Raw genomic sequence first — 22026 nt, 5'->3', positions numbered from 1 at the left:
AATACTGAAAAGTCTATGGCTTTGGATACTTCTTTCGAGATATCCATATGATTAGAAATATCTAACGGAGAATAATAATGAGAAAGAAGCAGTTAATTATTATAGGTGCCCCTAAGTCTGGAACCACTACTTTAGCTTCGCTTTTAAATCAAAGCGAAAGTTTTAGACTCGGTAATATAAAGGAACCTAAGTATTATACCAATTTCGATGAGGTAAGTTGGACTGGGCCCAACATAGCACCTTTTATTGACACTCTGTTAGTTAACGAATTAGATTATGAAAATAATTTTAAAGGCGCGAGTGAAGATCAGTGGTGTATTGATGCTTCCACTGACTATTTATGGTGCTCTGTATCTGCTGAAAAGATAAAAGACTCTTCGAGCACTTTTGATACGAAAATCATTTGTATTCTTCGAGATCCCGTCTCAAGAGCTATCTCCGAATACGCTCATACGAGACGAGATAACATGCAAAACCTGAGTCTTATTGAGTCATTTCAAGCTGAAGATCAACGAATTAAGAAATCCTTTCAGCCCCTGTTTTATCATAAGTTGAGAAGCTCCTACAGCGATCAAGTTAAACGATATCTTAATATATTTTCAAAGGAACAACTTTTATTTTTAGAGTTCAATGAACTTAAAAACGAGCAAGCATTAGTGGATAGTGTTTGCGACTTCTTAGATGTGAATAGATTTAGTCTCTCTTCAGTTAAAAAAGAAAACGTTTCTAGTATTAATCGCTTTCAACTTTTAAAAAAAATATTAAATGAAGAAAATCCAATAAAGCTTTTTTTCTCAAAAGTTGTACCTTCGTCATATAAAAGCAAACTCTACGAGTTTGCGACAAATTTGAATTCAACTAAAATAAAAATTCGCGATGACGAGAAGGAATACGTAAAGCAAGTACTTTCTGAGGAGGTAAAGAAATGTAAAGAGATTCTTCCTATCAACACTGAACTATGGTGAATAAGATAAGATATGGTAGAGTCTTCCAGTTTTTGCGTTTTTTATATCCATACAAATTTAAAGCCCTATGCAAAACCAAATTAGAATAAAATGATATTTCTGGAGTTAAAAAATAACTCTACCGCTAAGTTTTGCTTGTTGCGTTGTTTCTGAATTTTATGCGTTTACTACTTGAAAGAGAAGTACATATTGCGCGAGCTTTACATCACATGATAATGGCAGTTTCATTTTATCCGTAAAATGTAGGAGTACTGCTAAACGCTTGTTTCATATACAAGACTGGTTATTATGGAAGTGAAGCTGATTCACAGCTTAAGAGCAGAGTTAAGCATAAAGGAGCATCAAGATATAATACTAAAGTAGTAATTAGCCTTGTTTATGCTGATTAAATTGTAGTGACGTCTGGTCGTTTCAGCTGACTTCTAGTCATTAAAACACCCCACTTGTTGCATTATCGATAAAATTGAGAAACTAAAGTGTTAACGATAAAGAAAGCGTGTGCATTAGTTAGAACATAATCGTGTTTTACTTGATTGAAATTGTATAAACCAGTAAAACTAGTAAAAAAGAAATGAGAGAAAAACATGGAACGATTTTCAACAGTAGACTGTGTATTTGTTTATGGCGCGCTTCGCTCGGGAACAACAGTTTTTAGACTGATGTTAGACCACCACCCAGATATTGCGAACCCTGGAGAAATGGACTTTCTTTTCGATTATTTACATGAAAGTAAGTCAGAACCCACAGGATGGTTTTACGATGTTGAAGGGCTAAAGCTTGATAGAATCTTCAACAGTAACAACTTAACTATTCCAGCCGCGAAACTTGGTTTAGATATTCTTGAAGATTTTCTTTTGCAAATAAACGCCAAACACGGTGGCAAGAACGTTATGTCTATCAACATCCATAGGCATATTGATAAAGTTTTCAAGATTTTTCCGAATACAAAATGCATACACATGTTAAGAGACCCTAGAGATGTTGCTAGGTCTTCTATAGGCATGGGTTGGGCATATAATATTTATTACGGCGTTCGCCACTGGGTAAAAACAGAACAAGCCTGGGACAGTGGAATAGCAAATGTATCACCAGCAAGCTACACCACTTTGCGTTACGAAGACTTGTTCATGAATATTGATAGTGAATTAAGAAGAGTATGTGATTTTTTAAATGTTGAATGGAGCGACAACATGCTGAATTATCATGAAAACAGCACATACTCGGAACCCGATCCTAATTTAATCTGGCAATGGAAACGCAAATGCAGTGCTGAAGATATTGCCTTATTAGAGGGGTATGCTTCAGACATAATGCAGAAGAAAGGTTATGAGCCATCGACTAATGGCAGAAAACCATCATTCTTTGAGTCTTTAAAAATGCTTATGAAGCAGAAACAATTCCTTTGGAATATTGGATTTGAACGATATGGCTGGAAGTTATTCCTTGGAGAAAAATTTACCCGAGTGGTTAAATTGAACAAAAAGCATCACAATATTAAATTAAAGCTGAATGATATTGATCAGCTATTAGTAAAGTAACTAACCACTTACGCGTTACCTTTTGTATATATAGCAATAAGGTAACGCAGTTACTTCAGTTTTTGGCGCAAGATATTGTTAAGCGGTTTCTCGAAGTAATAGTAGGTCAAAAATGCTACACATACGCTTATAACAAGAAAAGCAGGAAGCAAAACATAACTTTCAGCAATCGCTCTTCCCCCACCAAACAATAAATCAACTGCAAGCAAGAAGTGAATCGACCAGACTTCTCTAGACAATTATTGCAGACATACCACGGAGTGCGTCCAATGCAGTAAACCGGATATTTTCATCCATCATAAAACAGAAAAATTCTCTTTTGGAGTTTATTTGCCTACTAGTACTTTTTTAAGGCTTCGCTTCTTCTGTTGAAGAGTCTTTTTAAAACTATCCATCGGCATAGTGACATATTTCTTCTTATACTCGTACGGGCGTGCCTTGAAAATTGTAGTGTGGTTTCCACCGTACAAATCCCCTGCATTGTCGCCAGGTTCACTAGAGTAATAATATGCTGCGAATGAGTTTCTAGAGATATCGCTTGGCGACTTAACAGCAGTAACGCCATGAAAGCTTATATCGCTGGTAGAAAAAATAACACACCGGTTAAACTTGGGCTCGAACGACTGAATGCAGTTTCTTACATCTTTGTCCCACAACTCAACTTCGCCGCCCCAGGTTTTATCCCATACAGGGTTTAGATAAATAAGAATATTTATACGTCTAAACAAATCTAATTTAGATTCAAAGTTGAAATCGACATGTACATCTAAAAGGCCAGACGATTTTGTAAGGTGCATCCCGCCGCCGACGAAACTAGGGTCCCAAACCAAAGATTCAATGCCTGACAGTTTCGACATAATTTCAATAAATTCTTTTGATGATAAAGCATCTGAAAGTTCTGCAACCGGTGATGGAAAAAGCGGTGGTTCAGTTATCTGTACTTTTAAACTTTCGTTAGTTGCGTTAAATTCGCGCCCTACTTTTTTAGCATCTTCGTATTCTGGGTAAGCACTCGCTACTCGAGTTGCAAACTCTTCTGTTAGGAAGTTGTCTATACATATCGATGGAAATGGCTCGGCACACTGATACTGTTCGCTCATGCGGTTCCAGTTTTGCGCAGAAAATATTTTTGACATGGTAAAATCCCTTTTAAAATGTTTTATTATTACAGCTGTTTAAGCAAACTGATTTATTTAATATTATTTTTAATTAAATAATGTAATTCTGTTTACTACAACCAAAAATCAGAAGCACGAATAAGTGCAAATTCCTTACCGATATATGGATATCTTAAATGACTAATATAAAAGTTATGTCACGGGTTGTAAATGGATTGCTTGCTCTCTTTTTTTTACTACTATTCATACAGCCAAATGCAATATCCGCTAACACTCCTACATTTACCATCCACGATGAAATACACCAAAGTAATTACGAGCCATTTACTACAACAATCGCCGCTTTCGGAAATGGTCATACTTTAAGTGATGGAGGTGGGTTCGAGCCAAGTATTTTTAGAACCGCCTTTCTTGCTACTGAATCAGCGGAAAATATAGTGTATGGCTTATATAAGGATTTAAGTTACTACGATTCTTGGAAAGAAGGTGCGTTAGACGGTGCAAGCGTTGAAATACTGCGTATCGAAAATGGGCAATTTAAATCTATACGGCAAGACATTGTTGCTAAAAATGGGCATTTCGCAAGTGGCTGGCATTCACCGCTTTATGGTCACTACATTCCACAGGGTACCAACGAATTTAAGCTAAAAATACCTGGGTGGAGTAGACAAAATACGCCCTACTATTTCATGGTAAAAACTTTAGATAAGAATAACCAATTATCAGTACCCTCAAGTACTGTAATTGTAAAGCCATCTGCTTCGTCAAAAGGCGAAACGAATCTCCAGTCTCTTCCTAAAGTAAAAGTAGCTTCGGGTAAATCTGCTCTTTCAGCACCTACTAACGCACATTTTTCGGTTGATGAAAACGGCGAGATCACCCTGAAATGGAATACTGTTGAAGGCGCAAAAGGTTATGTAATTTACCGCTCGGATGTTCCACCAGAACGCCACAAAGGCTATTCATTGCGACTTACCGACAGCGGCCCTGCCATTAAAAAAGGTGACTTGGTAATAGTAAGAAAGAAGTTTTATTCTTTATATCGGTATGAACTGTTAACCAATAGAGTGTGGCTATCTAATAGGCATCATCGCTATTTTAGGCAGCCTATGCTTCCCTTATTCAAAGATGAGCTTGAAAGGCATTTTTGGCAACTGACACCACATGAGGAAGAGACGATTGTTCCCAATAGTGGCGAAACCTACTTTTCAGTAAATCTTACAAACGAGACCCCGTTAAGCATAGGTCAATACAATTACTCCGGAACAGCACAGCAATGGTACGACGTACTAGACCCGACGAAAAGCTATACATTTGAAGTTTGGACAAGGGGTGACAGTAATGTGTCTGCCGAGTTGAGACTGCCGGGCTTGACTAAAAAACTTGAAATAAACAATAAATGGAAACATCACATAATCCCGTTTTCGCCGCCTGAACTTTATGATGATGCCAAGCCACGAAAAATGGAGATGGTGCTAAAAGGCCCAGGCCGCGTAGACATAGACAATATAAAAATTTACCGTTCCGATGCAAAATACTTAGCATTTCTACCTGAAGACCATAAAGCAGCGAAACAAGCCAAAATGTCTTTTTTTAGAACCCACGGCTTCATAAAAACCTTTTACAACACGTATAACCTTGAACAACTTACCAACAATGCGGGTAACATTACGGCTAACTATGGAAACACCCTGCCGCAAACGCTAAATTCATTTGTAGAAGTGGGTACTAATCCCTGGCTTCAAATAGAGCCGCATTTCGCTGAAGAAGAATGGTTGGGCCTAATAGAGTACTTAGCGGCACCTTATAACCCACAGGAAGATACAGTGGAGGCCAAACCGTGGGCTCATAAACGCTATCAACAAGGCCAGCTTGAACCTTACTCCGACAAATTTAGCGCCATAAGATTAGAGATTGGTAACGAAACCTGGAACAGAATGTTTCGACCATGGACCTTCCACCCAATGACTGACGATATAACCGGTAAGCACTACAGCAACGCTGAAGTTTACGGGCTCTACCAAGAATACGTTATGGGTATAATTAAACGCAGCCCCTACTGGCCAAATATAGAAAACAAGTTCGAAGTGGTAATTGGCGGTTGGACAATTAATAGTTATGGTGAAACTGCCGCACGAATGAGCCCGAGTACAGATGTAGTAACTGTTGCTGAGTACATTGGCGGCTGGGACCAGGGAGAGGGCGTTGTTACCGGCTCACCAGAAAGCCTACAGACGTTATTAGACTTTGCACAACAAACGGCAGCTAAGCGTGCTAGAAGGCATGTAGAAAAAGTAAATGCAATTTCCAAGTTGCACAATAAAACGTTAAAAGTTGGCACTTACGAAGCTGGGCCAGGCTACGCACGAAACGGGCTGAATAACGAAAAAGTAACCAAGGAGCAATACTTAGAGCAAGAGCGTGTTATGAAAGGGCCTGTTGCGGCAGCTGCTACATTAGACACTTTCTTAACACAACTAAGAGAGGGTTACAGCACGCAAAACTTCTTTTTGTTCCAGCGCGGTGATTATTGGAGCTCCCACGCAAAATGGTACGACGGAGGAGAAGCCTACCCTTCTTGGCAATGGATTACTTTTTTTAATCATATCGTTAACGATTCATACTCGCTGTTAAAAACGACTAGCGAAAATGTACCTACTAGGAACATAAAAGCATTTAAGCATCGTAAAGCCGCTGACAGCGCTCCCAACCTTGATATTTTCGCATTTGCAAATCAAACCGAGCTAGTTATCTTTATCCTCTCAAGAAAGATAGATTCGCGTAAAAATTCTATTATTAATATTACATTACCCGCTGAATACAATAACTCAATGGTCACTGAGGTTCATTTAAGTGAAGCCATACAGGCCCAATCCAAATTTAAAGAAAAAACAGCAAGTAAAATTAGTGACCGAACAATAAAGGTAAATAAGTTAACGTCAGAAAGTGCTATCGCGCTAATAGTCAAAAAAGCGGCAAGTAGAAACTAATTGTTAAATTGGTACAAACGCAAATTAGTTTGAGGGCTACTTATAAGTTTAAAATAAGTGCCCCACTCAACCCGGTAAAAACCGAAAGATAAGCATAAACAATGATTACTTTTGCACGCTTTACGGTATACCAACTATTCCGCAGTTTCATAATCCTCTTATCGATAACGACATATAGCAGCGCAGCAATAGCATAGCTAAATATACTGTACATTGCGTGCTTAAACTGGAATGACGGAAACAGCTTCAAGACCACATTTGCAGCGATCAAGCCTATCCAATGGTTTAAATACAAAGGATATGAAATTCCTCCTAGAAAGGCGCCTAGCTTCGATTTACCTCCCGGTACTGAGAGTGCAATAACAAGAAAAATTGCCGCGAATGGCGCGTATGCATCATAATTTCCACTGTAAACTAACAGGTAGAAGCAAACCACAGCAATGCTTAATGCAAAGAAACGGAAGGATGATTTAGAAAACAGGCTTGGATGGTGTTGCCTAACAATAGCGGCGATTACACCACCACATAGCGAAAAGTAACCACCTAAAATAAATAATAAAATGCCAATAAAAATCCAGGTAACTAAGCTTTTACCCAATTTAGGGATAAACACCATTATGAGAGGCGCCAATAAATAGAACTGCTCTTCTACATTCACACTCCAAAAGTGGTTTCCCGTGCCATCTAGAGGCATCTGGCCTTTAAATTCAGCGAGCTGTGGAGGACCGAATAAATTGTAAACCCAAGTTATCTTATAGAAAACAAACTCTAACCACTTTGCGTTAATTGGGTCCTTCAAAAAACTTGCGATTATAAGCAACAGAAACGCAATGTAATATGGAATCCATATTCTGACTGCTCGGTTAAAATAAAACTTCGTTAAATCATCCTTTTCAGACTTTAACAAAATACTTCCTATCAACCAGCCACTCAGCGCAAAAAACACCTCGACAGCGAACTTTCCAGCAACAGCCCACTCTATTAAACCGCCGTGATAAAACATTACTACGCTAGCAAGCGCAAACCTCAAGTAGTCAAACAGCGGATAATAAAATAAATCACTCTTATCAATTGTGTTTTCACCTTTCATTATTTTTTTCCGATTTGAGGTTAGCAATAAGGGCAAGCTTGATTATTGCGCCTGTTAGCAGCCATACCCAAGGCATTGACCATGAAGAATTTGGAATTTGATCAACTAAAATCATAGTAGGCAAAACCGACAAAAGTACTAACATATTTTTATGTATGTGACCCTGTGAAGCGCTGAACAAGGCTTTTGAATAAAGCAGTACATTTAAAGCCCAGAAGACAAAACCATATCGCATTGTCCAAACCAACCACGTGCCGTCGGGGATTGCGCCGTAAAAATAGCTTCGCCCGGAACCACCGTACCCTATAAGAAAGTAACTGCCTAGATAATCAACCATAAGCTGTTCATTATAAAACCGAAAATACAGCGAGCGCAGGCGTTCTTCAGAAAAAACTAGCTGCAAGTTTTCATATAGCCAGTCGAGCGGTAAAATACTTGAGTAAACAAACAAAGGGTAAACAATAACGCATGCAACAATTAGTTTGAGTATGTGCCTTTGTGTACGTGCACTAAATAAAAATAAGAGAGAAGCACCTAACAACGCTATAGCTATTGCCGTTGCAGACTTTAGAAGTATTAAACAAATGAATACGACGGCTATCAGTGTGTGATGAAAAGTACGAGAAACAAAGAACCTCTTAAGTTTTGCAAGAATAAGCAAGGCTAAAAAGCCACCTAGATAGAAATTTGCTGTTAACAATCCATGGCCTAAAAACACCACTGCTCTAAAGCCGCCATCTCGTATTTGCTGTATAAACGAGTGGGGTGAGAATCCATACACATTTTTATTAAGCTGCGGGCTAAATCTAATCTCGTATAATACAAACGGCAGGTATACGAGTAGCGCTACGATTAAAAGCTTCAGCAGTTTAATTACATCGTCTTCGCTTTTAACAACGTTAATTCCAATGATAAGCGGCAGCAACGTCAAATAAGTTAAGATAGCAGCGGAAACCGCTTCATGCGCCGTTAAGCCAGCTTTCCACACGCCACCATTAAAGACAGGCGACGTGTTAAACAAAAAGTTAAAAAACGAAATTGCCACAATGGCGACGATAAAATGTTTAACTACACCATTACTACCAAACCAGTTGAAGCTGTTCTTTTTAACTACAACAATACCGACTATTGCACCAATTGAGCTGCTTACGTATTTGTCGATACCAGGAATAAGCGGTAAATCAAGCTGAACTTTCACTGGTAGAAACAACATTCCACCAACTATGCTAATAAATGTAGCAGTAACCGTATCAAGCCTAGTGAAGCAAAAGCAGCAAAGTAGTGGCCAAATCAATATTAGCGTTAAATTAATCAAATCTTGCATTATTCGGCTTCACTATAGATATTTTTATTATTAAACAACTTTTATTACCTTTTTGACCATAAGACTTGCTACAACTACAAAAAACACAAATGGTGAATAGATAAACACTCCTAGCTCAAACGACCTTAAAATGTTGACAGCAGGAAGTACAAGTTCGTGCAAAACGAATAAAGGAAAAGCCAATAACCCTACAGCCGCAATGATGCGAGCCATCAGTGCATAAGGCGCCTTCTCACCGATAAAATCTAGCTTTTTAATTAAAACAGCATCAAGAACGACGATGGCCCCAAAATACAAGAGCCCCATAGAAAGATATAATGCGCCGGTAGGCCACGAAATCCACCTTTCTAGCTCACCATTTGCCATACCTACATAAAGCGCTGTAATAAAGAGCGCAAACCCACCATAAAACTTCACTTCAAGATTTTTAGTTGGCGTTTGTCTAAGTATGTATCCCCCCATCGCGCCCAGTAACGCAAATGCAGTCATGCCGAAGAAATTATACTTAGAACTGATTAGGAGAATACCAAGTTGATACAAAGCGTTTTGAGAAGGTTGAATCTCTAACGCTTTTATACCTAAGGAAATAAACCAAAAAACCATGGCAACAATGAAAGCTGCCATCCTAAAATCTGCACTTTTCGCTAGTATATGAACCAGATAAGGAAAAATAAGAACCGCAAAGAAATAATAATACAAGACCGAATAAAACGAGTTAGCAATTAACAGTGCTGAGAGATCTTTGCCATCTATCGACCAACTAGTAAGCTTTAGTACTGAAAGAGCGGCCATGCCAACAAACAAGACTTTAACGTTCAGTACGGCTGTATGCCCTAACTCCTTTGTTGTTTTCTTATTACCGTTTGCAACTTGAGCACCAAACGCAAAGCCAAACATGAGTGCGAAGCCAGTAGTACCTGAATTAAAAAAAATAGCTAAATAACTATCTATAGTGTCGAAAGGCGAAGGTAAGCGTTCAAATATTCCCGCAGACCAATGTGCAAAAATATTAACTAAAACAAACAAACCTCGAACAATGTACATCGATACATTTACGTCTTGGTTAATGAAAACATTTTGCGACGTTTTGCTAACCCTTTCATTTGGTTGTCTGCATTCTTTAAGACGTTTTTTTTCTACAACCTGCTCTAGCGTTAGCCCTTGAACTAACCATTGTATCTCGTCATTTGGTAGCCCTGTCTTCTCGAGTTCTACCATTAATAGGAGGGTAGAAAGAGAATCCCCGCCTAGCGATTTTATAGAGTCATTCGCCCCTACATGTTTCACTTTTAAAACACGTTTTAATGTATTTTCTATTAATGTCTCAAAATCTTTATCATCACTAATAGTTACATAGCGTTCTTCTACCTCTGCTTTTTCAACAATTGAACTTTCCATTAGTCGTGTTAATTGTTTTCGCTTAACTTTGTTTGTGGAAGTTTTAGGTATCTGCTCTACTTCTATAGTTTTTACTAGCGATTCAATGTCTAACTTTTTCTCTTTAAGCAATCGAAAAAGGTTATTCTTAATAGCATCAAGCTGTGATTTATTTTCAGACAATACCGCTATCGCCGGCACCTCGCCTCTTAATTCATCGGTATATTTAAACACCGCAAAACTATCAGTTGCTACATTCGATTCACGGCTTATTTCAGTTTCCAGAGCTTCGGGGGAAAGCTTTACACCACCGCAGTTAATCACATCATCGTCGCGCCCTAAGAAGTAAAGGTACCCGTCTTCAATCTTCCCTAAATCAGTGGTTTCGAACCAATCATCACTATTGAAGGCTACACTACGCTCAGAGTTTTCAATCTTTGAGGTTAGGTGTGGGCCTTTTATAGCAATCCTACCGTTATCGTTAACTCTGACTGCTACATTTTCAAAGTAAGTTTTCCCCACAGATTCTAATGCTTGTTTCTCGTGAATCTTTAAGAATGTGGTTCTTGACGCTTCTGTGAGGCCATAATGCTGTACAATTTTTGCGTTTGGAAACAATTCAATAAGTTGTAACTTTTCCCGCGCACTCATGTATTGACTGCCAATTTCTATCCACCTTACTTTTTCACCAATAGCAAGAGGAAATAATTCTGCCACGGACAACAGCACGCGCCATAAGCTGGGAACGGCAGAAATAGCGTTAATTTCATCCCGCTTGAGCATAGTAGCAATTTCTAATGGGTCGAATTTTTGCGGAATATAAAAGCTACCGCCAGCAAGTGAAACTGCTCGGCATCTTCCAAAACCAAATGAATATGTAACAGGTACGCCAATGTACTCTTTCACCTCATTTGTCATTTCCATGATTGAAATAAGGCGTTCGGTAGTGTTCTTTAGTGCTCGATGGGATATATGAACGGCTTTAGGTTCGCCGGTTGTACCTGATGTGTAAAGCAATTGCGCTGTTTCATCAACGTCAACTGGAATATAGGAAATTCCCTTGTACCAGCCATATGTTGGTTGAACTTCGAAAGGTTCAGAATAACCATTGTTTTTTTTACTTTGTTCAATGGTGTAGCCATTGTTTAGACTCTCAAAAGCAGCCTTAACATATTCTGTAGAATTTGTTGGCGTGATGAAAATATGAGTGTCAGTTGACATTGGAGTACGATCCCTTCTCTGATAACAACTTATAATGTCCTATAAAAAGATTTTTCAAGTTTTCAGCTTATTAATTTGTACATGTAATTTCTGCTCTCGCGCTTTCTTAATTTCTTTAGAGATCAAGCCCCATATCAGTTCTGAACCATAGCCTGTTAGGTGGCCCAAATCTGGCTGGTAAAGCGACTTTCCGTCAATAACGTAAACACATGTATTTTCGTTACATAGTTCTTTATTGGGATCTATGTAAATCACGTTTGCATTGTTTTCTGCTACCGATTTGAGTATGTAATTAATATCCCGAGCAACTGCTACACTAGTAGCTCTCTCAGCACACTTTACTGAGGTTGATAGAAGCATATTGGTTCTAGCACATTTTTCGACCTCTCCGGTTGCTGGCCTCGCTAATTCGCCCAATATAAATAGGTTTCTTTCACCAATTAGGGTTGCAAAATTGGTTAATTGTTGTGAGATATCTTCACTATAATTTCCGCTGAGTGAGCATGGCTCAGCACTGCAGAAAAGGGGGTTCCTGCTGTTTTCTCTAATCCAGCGTTGTGATATCAAAATATCTTTTGAAGATTCAATCGCTTGTTTATAGTTATTTTTGCACTTCTCGGTCCACGCGGTCCCATATGAGTGAGAATAAGTAAAAACTCCAGGTAGTGAAAGGCAATCTGAGTACCAGCTTAACTTAATTTTGTCATCAGAATTTAGTATTCCCCTAATGAGGTGGCCTGCTTTACTATCACCAATTAACACATAATCATATTCTGAATTTGTATTGAGAAAGCGAACTCCTTCGTCTTGACTATAACTATTGTCCATACCACCGTAAATTAGACTGTTCGCATTTAAGGGTTCTTTAAATGCTACACCGTTACTCACATACGTCAAAGCCCCTAAACCAGCTACCACACATACCACTGCGCATTGCCCAAGTATTAATTTTGTTTTTTTTACAGCCTTAAAATCAATTTTCTCTATAAAACTGTAACTTATAAAACCAAGTAATATGGAACAAAACATACCAATGAACTTAAATTCTTGAGGTAGATAGTAATAACTACATGCTACCGCAAACGGCCAATGCCATAAGTAAATCGAGTATGACCATTGCCCTATGTACTGGGCTATTTTATTTGTAGTAAAAAAGCTATTAGATGACGACGATATTACTAGGCAAGTACCTAGAACCGGTAAAAGTGCCATGTAGCCGGGCCACATAACACTTTCACTTACCATTACATAGCTAATTAAAATAAGGGTTAAGCCAGCTATCTCCGCTACTTTAGCGGTAGGCCCCCTAAGCGTTAGTGGAAAATAAAAAACAAGCCCGCCAGCTGCCATTTCCCATGCTCTTGTTGGCAATAAATAATAAGATTCACTGGGATATTGCGAAGAAAATACGACACTCGTAAAAAGGCTGATAGCAAAAAAACCTAAGATAAAGAATCTAACTTTATCGACCCCAAACAACCTCGAAACGCAAAGAATAATAATCGGGTAAACAATATAGAACTGCCACTCTGCCGCGAGCGACCATGTGTGGAGTAAAAAGTTAGTGTCACCTTCAAAATAATCTTGCTTAAGGCTAAAAACAACATTGCTTGTAAATGTAATTGCACCAAACAAGTCTCTACCAACAATTCTAAAGTCATAAATAGGCAGAAAGAAATAACCAAAAATAAGAAGGAAAAGGCAGAGCACCGCTAGTGCCGGAATAATACGATTAGCTCTAGCAAGATAAAAGTTAACTAAAGAAAACCGCTGTTGATGTATCCCATTTGTAATTATGGCTGTCATCAGAAAACCTGAGATAACAAAAAAAACGTCTACTCCAGCAAAACCACCAGTCAAAAAATCAGGAAAAAAGTGAAATATAATTACAGCCAATACCGCATATGCCCGCAGACCATTTATATCATTTCTGAACTTCAAAATGAGATCCTTCTATCTCTTAATACTAATTAAAGCTATCGGTGCTGTAATCTGGTTTATTTTTACCATCAAGAGTCCATTGATATATCTCACTGACTTGCTCAACTTTTGCAGCCCAAGTAAAGTGCTTTTCAATCCTTTCAACACACCTTGCTTTTTTGGAATACACAATGTCAGGATCTTCAACAATAGACGTAATCATTGTTTTTAGATTTGCTATTAAGACATCTCGTGGCGCTAACGGAACTTTGAAACCGCTCGAGTCATTAACTAATTCAGCAGGGCCCGCGTAGTCTACTATTACCGGAACAACCCCCAATGACATGGCCTCTAATACCACTCCACCACCAAACTCCCTAATGCTCGGAAACACTAAAACATCACTATCTTTAATTCGTTGTTGCAGTTCTGAGTGTTCTACAAAGCCATGTATAGTTACTTTTCCATTCAACTCATGTTCGTCGATCATCGACTGTAGCCTTTCTTTCTCGGGGCCAGAACCGTATATATCGTATGTAATCTTATTCGCTTTCAGGCTTCCTAACATAGCTTCTATAGCCATATCCGCGCCCTTATATGGAACTAAACGACCAACAAATATTGCTTTTAGTGGGCTTGACCTAGTGTTGCTCATTGAGGGAGTAAATCTATCTGTATCTATCGCGTTTTCAGGAAGATAAAATGTTTTAGATTTAACTTGCTCAGGCATTTCTTTCAATGTTGCCATAGACCCGCAAATGATAGCTGAAGCGTTTTTCCTGAGCGAACGGTACCCCGGTAGAAGTTTGTATGCCGAGCGAACTTTCGTTAACCATTCTTTTTCTTTTTTTCTAAGTTCATCAAATTCACTAGGCCAAGCAACCCCGCCGTTTAAGGGCCCTACAATGAAAGGTATGTTTAGCTTTTTAAGTTTTTTAGCAATGTAACTTGGAGCCGTAGGGCTTACAGGAGTAATACGATGAACTATGTCGAACTCACCGGATTCTAATTTTTTTTCAAATTTCTTCCAGCAAAGGTATTCAAAATACGGGTACGAGATGCTCGCAAAAGCAGTAGCAATCGTCCACCCCAAAGATCTCCCACCGCGAAGTTTATTCGCGAGGTTGTAGAGTGGTTTCGTTATTACTTCTGTGTCTAATGCGGTGAAGTGCTCCCCCTCAACCCAACCCACTCGTTCTATAGCTTCTTTGTTTCGCTGTTGTGTAACCAAATGGGTATCGAATTGCTTAGACAAAGCATTGGCAAAAGACCAGCCTAAAAGCGGAACACTTGTCCATTCAGGGTTTGCGGCTTCAGCTATGACAAGTATTCTTAGCTTTTTTTCTTGCATACTATCACTCTACTAACTGGTAAAAAGTTTACAACTCAGAATAAATAGACGCTAACGCCAAAAAATTTCTCGCATAGCGAGCCATCAACGTACGTGGCCTTTGACAAGCGCGATAAAGCCACTCTAAATGCATAAGCTGAAAAGTTTCAGGGGCGCGTTTTTCTTTTCCAACAAGAAACAGAATAGAAGCACCAATACAAAGCCCTACCCCCTTGTTATATTTCTTCTTAATCCTATCAGCCAGTATTTCCTGCCGTGGCGAACCCACTGCAAGGAATACAAACTCAGGTTGCTCTTGGCAAATCTCATCAATGATTGCGTTAACTTCTGCGGGGCGTTTAATAAAGCCCATACTTGGATTTATATGTAAAATATCTATTCGCGGATACAACAGCCTAAGCTTTTGAATATCATCTTCTTCGGCCCCTACAATACACACTTTACCACTGTCTAAATGCCCTTTCTTGAACAGATATTCAGTTAGCGTACTTCCTGGAATTACGTTCTTTATTAGCTTGCCTTTGAAGCGCATTAGCTTTTCAACAATTTTACTGTCGCAAAGTGTCAGCGACGCTTCTTTGTAAATATTGTGCAATTCAGGATCTCTGTTGCCTATTAATCTAGACAAGTGATCAACATTAGGAGTAATTACAACATCAAACCCTTCACTAGTGCTCATGGCTGAAATAACATCTGCAGCTTCATCTATTTTAATGTCGTCGAAATTGACAATAGGTTGTTTTGACTCTTCCATTTTTCACCCTGCATTTCTTGTTATGTTTTGGCGCAGCCAAACAAAAAGAAAACTTCCTTCTACTACTTTGAATTGGCCGTTGTTGTACCGCTTAGAACGCACATCATGTGCAAAATAAAGGCGCAATGATCGTGTACATTGCACCTCTAAAATATTTGGACCGTAATATGAGAATTTTTTGAAAAACTGATTAGCTTCATAACCGCACATTGCGTGCAGCAAAGCTTGCTTAAATGCAAAAGCGCACTTTGTTTTAAAGAGTGTGTGTATATATGTTGAAATGCTAAGCGTGCTCTTAGCAATAAGTAGCTTAACCACTAGTTGAATTCCTTTTCACTCTAAACCGTCCTGCTTTTTTAATTATTTGGCTTCTATAGGTGCGGTGCTTTCTTCAGCCGCATCGCTCTTTCCTTTAATAAGTGCATTGAATTGAAATGCTCTTAAATGTTTTCTAAACGCCATGTTATCGTAGCGTCTTTTCCCTTTAAGCATACTAGAAACGTAGCCCCACCACATGGCAAGCCCACCAATTATGAACGGGCGTTTGGTCATTCTAAATACTGCACTTGCCGTCATGTATAAAAGGCTAGTTCCCATAAACCACTGGCCAAAGCCATGGCGCATTCGACCAGTTATAATATTTTTATGGCTAGAGCCCATCGCACGTAAGTGAATGAAGCGAATTTCCGGGTCGTCCCACGATATTGCTATCCAACCTAGCATTCGGCAAGTATGGCAATCTATGCCATCCCACATTACCTCACGAACAAACCCGCCTATTTCTTTAAAACACTTGGTGCGGTAAAACTTTATCATGCCAACCGACATCTCACTTCCGCACCCCTCTGAAATTAACTTGCCATTAAAGCTTTTATCTTTATTTTCAGGTGCTGGGTAATACGCTTTACCACTACATGTGCCAATGCGTGGATTTTTGTTCATTCTATCAATAATTATTTCAAAGTATTGAAGCGGTAATTCTAGGTCTAAATCAAACTTACAAATGAATTCAAACTCGTCTGGATTAATTTGGTCGTAGCCAGAATAAAATGCATCAATAACACCGGGGCCAACTTTGCGCACGCCCCTGTCTTCACGCCTAACCACTTTTATGAAGTCTACTTTTTGCGAGTATTCTTCTAAAATTTGAGGTGTAGAGTCTGACGAACCGTCATCAACAATAACCCACAGGTCGGGTTTTCTTGATTGATTAATAACAGATTCTAGCGTACGCCTCATGTAATCTTCTTCGTCTCTACATGGGCTTATTAAACAGTACTTTCCCTTCACTGAACGTCTCCGCTTATCATCTTAATCAACCTATCCGTGTTAACACTTGTAGAAAACTCTTCTTGAACCCAACGCTTTGCGTTTTGTCCTATTTCTTTTGTCGCTAACTTATTCTTTAATATATGTAGTAATGTTTTTTTAATTTCTTCTGGAGTTGAAGCTTTTATCCAGCCGGTAATTTCGTCTGTAATAAGCTCTCTTATTGCGGGAAGATCACCTGCCAAAACAGGTACACCAGCCGCCATAGCCTCCATCATAGACACGGGAATGCCATCTCTGTCGCCGTTTTCATCATCTATGCACGGCATCACAAACAAGTCGGCACTAACCAATAAGGTTAGAATTTCGTTATGTGGCAACGGGCCGTGAAATTTAACATTTATATTATTTGGTAAAGTTACGGCCAATTGTTCTAGTTTATTTTTATCTGGGCCGTCGCCTACTATGTCTATATTAATGTTTTCATTAATATGCGCTAATTCTTGACAAGCTTCGAGCAATATATGAAAACCCTTTTTTTCAATAAGCCTGCCAACCGATATTATACTAAAGACGGAGGTTGATCTACCAACAGAATTTTCATTCATTGCCACCCCGCAACGAACAATTTTTAATTTATTTTCGATGCCTGGAACGAAATTTAAATAATATTCTTGATGCCATTTACTTATACATGCAATTTTTGACGCATTTATTAATTTTTCCTTTAAAAGAATTCTGCGCTGGAATAAATCATTTGCATGCCCCGTAAAACTCCAAGGTACATTAAGAAATTTCGCTACAAACATAGTGTAGGTTGCAGGTGCGTGAGCGAAATGACAATGCAGCCATTCTGGCTTAAATTTTTCAATAGATTCCGCGAAACCTATAGCGCATATACCTTGAAACAATATTTTAAGTTTATCTTTAAAAGTCGCATTACTTGTAAACGCAGTCTTAAATACAAAGCCAAGTGTTTTAAGCGCGCTACTAGGGTGCAACAGTAATGCTTTTATACTTGCTACTAAAATGCTAACAATGCCGTTTTGAAACAACACCCAATTTGCAGGCGAAACTTGTACAGCTGGTTTCGATGCATGCCTTAATGCTGCTACTTTCACTTCTAAACCGCTATGTTTTAGGCTTTCAACTTCACGCCAAACAAACGTTTCGCTTAAAACAGGGTATTCCGCGCAAAATACAACAACACGACTCACTTTCGCGCCTCCCCTACTGCACTGCCCTTATATTCGATGAGCTTATTTTGTCGCTTAAGAATTTTATTCTTCAAGAAACGTAAGCCACCTTTAAACTCAGCTATTTTACACACTAGGGTTAACCAAGCTCTTTTATTTACCAGTTCGCCTGGCGTGTTAGACCTTGCGTAGAAGCGTTTAAGCTTGAACCACTGAAGTAACAAGAGTACGCACGTTAATATAGCCAAAGGCCAAAATACGAAAAGTGATGCGATAAAAGTAAATGGAACCAAAGCGCCCCATAACACAATGCCCTTTGCTTCTTTTACATAGTATCGCTCTTCTTGCTTGCCATAGCGATATGCGCCTTCGAAGGCTGCATGTCCATACCGCTCCGCGCGCTTCCACCACTGCGAAAACGTAGTTAACGCTGCATCATGATATGTCATATCTGCGTCGATGCGCTTTATCTTCCAGGCTCTTTGTCTCAACCGGTAACACAGTTCAGGTTCTTCGCCTGCAATCACAGTGCCATTGAAGCCATCTTCTTTTAAAAATGCCGATGCACGGTATAGAGCATCACCGCCACATGCTTTGTTGTAGCCAATAGGTGTATTCCATTCTAGGTCTATAAGTGCATTATATGTGCTGCTTTGGAGGTTAATTTCTTTTCTTCTTCCGCAAACAACGGCCACGTCTTGCTCTTTTTCAAGCACTTCGATGGCGCTTGCTAACCAATTTGGTGCAATTTGGCAATCACCGTCTACAAATTGAATATAAGTTAAATTGGGGTAGTGTTTCGAAAGGTAGTCTACCCCTGCATTTCTAGCACGAGCAGCGGTGAAAGGCACAGTTGTATCGAGTTCTACAACGCCAACGCCCGCCTCTGTTGCAACTTGAACGCTGCCATCTGTTGACCCCGAGTCTACATAAACAAAGGTAAATGCTTGTGTTACTTTTGAAAAAGACTCAACACATTTTTTAAAACGCTCGCCCTCGTTACGACCAATTGCCACTATGCCCAATGTGCTCATTTTTTACTTCCCTGTAAGCGGCCGAGCTGGAATTCCAACTACAGTAAGGTTACTTTCAATATCTTTTACAACTACAGAATTAGCGCCAATTTGCACATTGTCACCAACTCTTATACTGCCAAGTAGTTTAGCGCCCGCACCTACATTAACGTTGTTACCTAATTTAGGGCAGTCGTATGGTCTGTCTAGGCTTTTATTGCCTAGTGTGCATCCTTGCCGAATAATACACCCATCGCCTATTTCAACATTGCCGTGCACTACAATATTGCCTTGATGCTCAATGATGACTTTTCTACCCAGCTTTACCGAATAAGGCAGCTCGATACCGTAAACATTGCGGCAGCGTAAAAACCATATTCTGTAAATGATGGAAAAAGGAATGCGTAGCAACTTGGGCTTAATACCCATACGCCACTGGCCAAACCTGGCACATGCTATGGCCTGAAAGCCAGGTTTAAACCACTGCTTACCATTGCACTCCCAATCTTCACGAATTTGTTTTAATAAACTCATTTGGGTTTTGGTGCCTCGACAATAGGTAGCTTACGCCCTTTGCGTAGTGCCGACTCAGCCAAAAAGTCTTTCAGGAAATGTATGGGCCTGTGTGGGTCTTGTTTTCTTAGTTTTTTAATTAACAAACCTAATGCACTACCTACTAATTCAGCAATGTCAATTACACACGTTTTTATAAAACCCTGGTATTTAAGAAAGTAGCGCCGTCTTGCTTGAAACCAGTATGCAGGGCGGCGTTTCAGCCATGCCTTATCGCTTGTAATGCCTGAACTTGCTCCCACAAGATGTACTATGCGAGCTTCTGGCACATACCATAGTGGGAAGCCATGAACTTTCAGTCTATGGCAGTAATCAACATCTTCAAAATAGGTCCAAAAACCATGATCAAGCAGCCCAACCTCTCTTATTGCTTTTCGAGATACCATTAAGCTTGCGCCGGCAACCCAATCTACAACCGCGGGCGATGTTGGCTGCTCAGGGGCCACTTGCTTCGATGCGAACAAGTTCGAAATAGGGCCAAAACTTATAGCACTGGCTAGTTCACTTCTAAAAGAAAAAAACCGAAACGCTGAGCGCTGTAACGTACCATCTGGATACTCTAATCTACTGCTACAGGCATGTACTTGTTGAGTATTCATAAACCCTACAAGTTTTTGTAATGCGCCAGGCCGTACTATAGTGTCGTTATTTAAAAGAAATACGTAGCTGTGTTCATCTTTAGCGTTTGGTGCCTTTTGAAGTGCTTCATGAATAAGCAAATTATTTCCACCGGAAAAGCCGGTGTTGGCTTCACTTACTCTAAACTGAACCCAATGCCCCCAGTTATTATCTTTTATTGCTTTATCTAAAACGCTGGCGGAATCGTCGCCACTGCCATTCTCGCAAAGCCATACAGTAAAGTTAGAAAATTTCTCACGCTCTGCTTCTAAAGACTGTATGCATTCAATGGTTAACTGAGGCTGACGAAAGTTAACCATAATGATATCTACGTATCCTTCCATTTATTGTAACTCCATTACTTTTATTAACCCTTCAGAATACAAATACACACAAAGCAGTGCGGCACTTGCCAAAGCTAGCGCAATTAAGAGTTCATAAGATATTTTTATAATTTGTGTTGTGCCTTTTGTCGTTAACGTTAGAAAATATGTTACTAGGCCAGACAAAAACACAGCCGCAGATACGCCTAGCACTCCATGTTCTTTAACCCAAAATAAACCAAGCAAAATAAGTAGTGTTGCTTTTAGCGCATTTAGCGATGCGTATACTAAACTTCTGCCCTCAACTAGTAGTTTATTTTGCGTAACCATTAGCAGCATTTCTGGCAATATAGAAAACAGAACCACTAGGCTAATGTAACCCGCTAATACATAGCGTTCGTCGTAAAGTATTTGGAAGAAGAACGGGGAAATAAACATAAGCGCAATTACCGCCGCAGCGTTACCCATTAATACGGTATATCGCCCCTTCAAAATAGCACTTCTGTCGGCGCCATTGCGGTGCATTTCACTAAATAGAGGAAGAAGCACTTTATTATTTAAAATTTGGCAAACGGTAAAAGGCAGCATGGCTAGTACCAAAGCTACAGTGTAAATACCGAATGTCTCTGGCTTTAGATACTTACCCAATATGAAAACATTAGCTTGCTGGCCTAGAAAGCCACATGCAGATGCCAACATCATCCATTTACCAAAAGAAAGTAACTCTTGAACAGAAGGTTTATGCCATGAGATCTTGTTCCCCTTTCCCGGTAAATAAAACCAATACAGAACAAGACGGGAAAGTTCAGCGAGAATTGCACCTACTACGAAAATAAGTGCATTTTGATAATAAAACGCCAAAGCTATTGAAGTAACAGTACCTACAACTTGCCCTATCAATTGAATTGTAGTGACTCGAAAAAGACTCATACTTCGACTGGCAAGTATTACTTTGATGGGGAAAGAACCTGAAACTAAAAGAGCTAGCCCAGACAACGGAATTAGATATTGTAACTCTGGCCTTTCATAGAATGAAGCCAACGGAAATGCGGCTACGATGGTACAGAACCATAAAAAGCCATTTCTTATCAACTGAATAGTCCAAGCAGTATCTAAAAACCGTTGATCTTCCGTATTTTTACTTCTCACAATTGAAGGGGTCAAGCCGACATCTGACAACATAATCAGGCCTTGAAGTACCACCTGCACAATAGCCATTACCCCAAATACTTCTGGGAACAACAAACGCGTTAAAATAAGATTAGAAGCTAACCTAACCCCTTGAGATGTTGCATGGCCTAAAATCGTCCACAAACTGCCTCGCATAGCTCGCGCTTTAGTAGAGTCAGCCTTCATGTAGAATTGCATTTTGTTCACTAGCGACAT

Annotated in this window: 16 protein-coding genes; 3 read left to right on the top strand and 13 right to left on the bottom strand. The window is 39.4% G+C overall.

What is annotated here, in order from left to right; genetic code table 11:
• Positions 1–77 precede the first annotated feature (77 nt).
• The gene (locus ACXAER_RS15835) at positions 78–965 is read left to right on the top strand and encodes a sulfotransferase domain-containing protein (RefSeq protein ID WP_474830930.1); all 888 of its coding nucleotides are present in this window, start codon (positions 78–80) and stop codon (positions 963–965) included.
• Positions 966–1549: 584 nt separating this feature from the next.
• Positions 1550–2503 (top strand): sulfotransferase family protein, encoded by a 954-nt coding sequence (locus ACXAER_RS15830; protein ID WP_474830929.1) that lies wholly within the window; start codon positions 1550–1552, stop codon positions 2501–2503.
• A 326-nt stretch (positions 2504–2829) separates the two neighbouring features.
• On the opposite strand, the gene ACXAER_RS15825 is transcribed toward ACXAER_RS15830, so the two are convergent.
• Positions 2830–3639, bottom strand: a complete 810-nt coding sequence (locus tag ACXAER_RS15825) for a 2OG-Fe(II) oxygenase (RefSeq protein ID WP_474830927.1) — start codon at positions 3637–3639, stop codon at positions 2830–2832.
• A 158-nt stretch (positions 3640–3797) separates the two neighbouring features.
• On the opposite strand from ACXAER_RS15825, the gene ACXAER_RS15820 reads away from it, so the two are divergent.
• Positions 3798–6611, top strand: coding sequence for a hypothetical protein (locus ACXAER_RS15820; protein WP_474830925.1), 2814 nt, complete (start codon positions 3798–3800; stop codon positions 6609–6611).
• Between the two features lie 40 nt (positions 6612–6651).
• On the opposite strand, the gene ACXAER_RS15815 is transcribed toward ACXAER_RS15820, so the two are convergent.
• The 12 genes from ACXAER_RS15815 to ACXAER_RS15760 all read right to left on the bottom strand — a co-directional run bounded on the left by ACXAER_RS15815 (position 6652) and on the right by ACXAER_RS15760 (position 22026).
• On the bottom strand, positions 6652–7701 hold the full coding sequence (locus tag ACXAER_RS15815; protein ID WP_474830923.1) for an acyltransferase family protein: 1050 nt from the start codon (positions 7699–7701) through the stop codon (positions 6652–6654).
• Entirely contained in the window at positions 7691–9025 is a 1335-nt protein-coding gene (locus ACXAER_RS15810) for a hypothetical protein (protein WP_474830921.1), read from the bottom strand. The genes ACXAER_RS15815 and ACXAER_RS15810 overlap by 11 nt, the downstream gene beginning before the upstream one ends.
• Positions 9026–9055: 30 nt before the next feature.
• Positions 9056–11623 carry a class I adenylate-forming enzyme family protein gene (locus ACXAER_RS15805; RefSeq protein WP_474830919.1) on the bottom strand — a complete coding sequence of 856 codons (2568 nt, stop codon included), beginning with the start codon at positions 11621–11623 and terminating at the stop codon, positions 9056–9058.
• Positions 11624–11677: 54 nt separating this feature from the next.
• Positions 11678–13564, bottom strand: coding sequence for an acyltransferase family protein (locus ACXAER_RS15800; protein WP_474830917.1), 1887 nt, complete (start codon positions 13562–13564; stop codon positions 11678–11680).
• 25 nt (positions 13565–13589) lie between these two features.
• Positions 13590–14894 carry a glycosyltransferase family 4 protein gene (locus ACXAER_RS15795; protein WP_474830915.1) on the bottom strand — a complete coding sequence of 435 codons (1305 nt, stop codon included), beginning with the start codon at positions 14892–14894 and terminating at the stop codon, positions 13590–13592.
• 28 nt (positions 14895–14922) lie between these two features.
• The gene (locus tag ACXAER_RS15790) at positions 14923–15648 is read right to left on the bottom strand and encodes a WecB/TagA/CpsF family glycosyltransferase (RefSeq protein WP_474830913.1); all 726 of its coding nucleotides are present in this window, start codon (positions 15646–15648) and stop codon (positions 14923–14925) included.
• 360 nt (positions 15649–16008) lie between these two features.
• A complete protein-coding gene (locus tag ACXAER_RS15785) occupies positions 16009–16938 on the bottom strand; it encodes a glycosyltransferase family 2 protein (protein WP_474830911.1) in 930 nt (309 codons plus the stop codon).
• Complete coding sequence (locus tag ACXAER_RS15780) at positions 16935–18134, bottom strand: glycosyltransferase family 4 protein (protein ID WP_474830909.1); 1200 nt, start codon at positions 18132–18134, stop codon at positions 16935–16937. Before ACXAER_RS15780 ends, ACXAER_RS15785 begins: the two co-directional genes overlap by 4 nt.
• Positions 18131–19147 (bottom strand): glycosyltransferase family 2 protein, encoded by a 1017-nt coding sequence (locus ACXAER_RS15775; protein ID WP_474830907.1) that lies wholly within the window; start codon positions 19145–19147, stop codon positions 18131–18133. Before ACXAER_RS15775 ends, ACXAER_RS15780 begins: the two co-directional genes overlap by 4 nt.
• A gap of 3 nt (positions 19148–19150) precedes the next feature.
• Positions 19151–19660: a serine O-acetyltransferase gene (locus ACXAER_RS15770; protein ID WP_474830905.1), complete on the bottom strand. Its 510-nt coding sequence runs from the start codon at positions 19658–19660 to the stop codon at positions 19151–19153.
• Positions 19657–20661 carry a glycosyltransferase family 2 protein gene (locus ACXAER_RS15765; RefSeq protein ID WP_474830903.1) on the bottom strand — a complete coding sequence of 335 codons (1005 nt, stop codon included), beginning with the start codon at positions 20659–20661 and terminating at the stop codon, positions 19657–19659. Before ACXAER_RS15765 ends, ACXAER_RS15770 begins: the two co-directional genes overlap by 4 nt.
• The gene (locus ACXAER_RS15760) at positions 20662–22026 is read right to left on the bottom strand and encodes an oligosaccharide flippase family protein (RefSeq protein ID WP_474830902.1); all 1365 of its coding nucleotides are present in this window, start codon (positions 22024–22026) and stop codon (positions 20662–20664) included. It lies immediately after the preceding gene.

It is taken from the genome of Alteromonas sp. AWJ4_199 (genome assembly GCF_056159165.1).
This window is presented reverse-complemented; position numbering and strand designations above follow the sequence as displayed.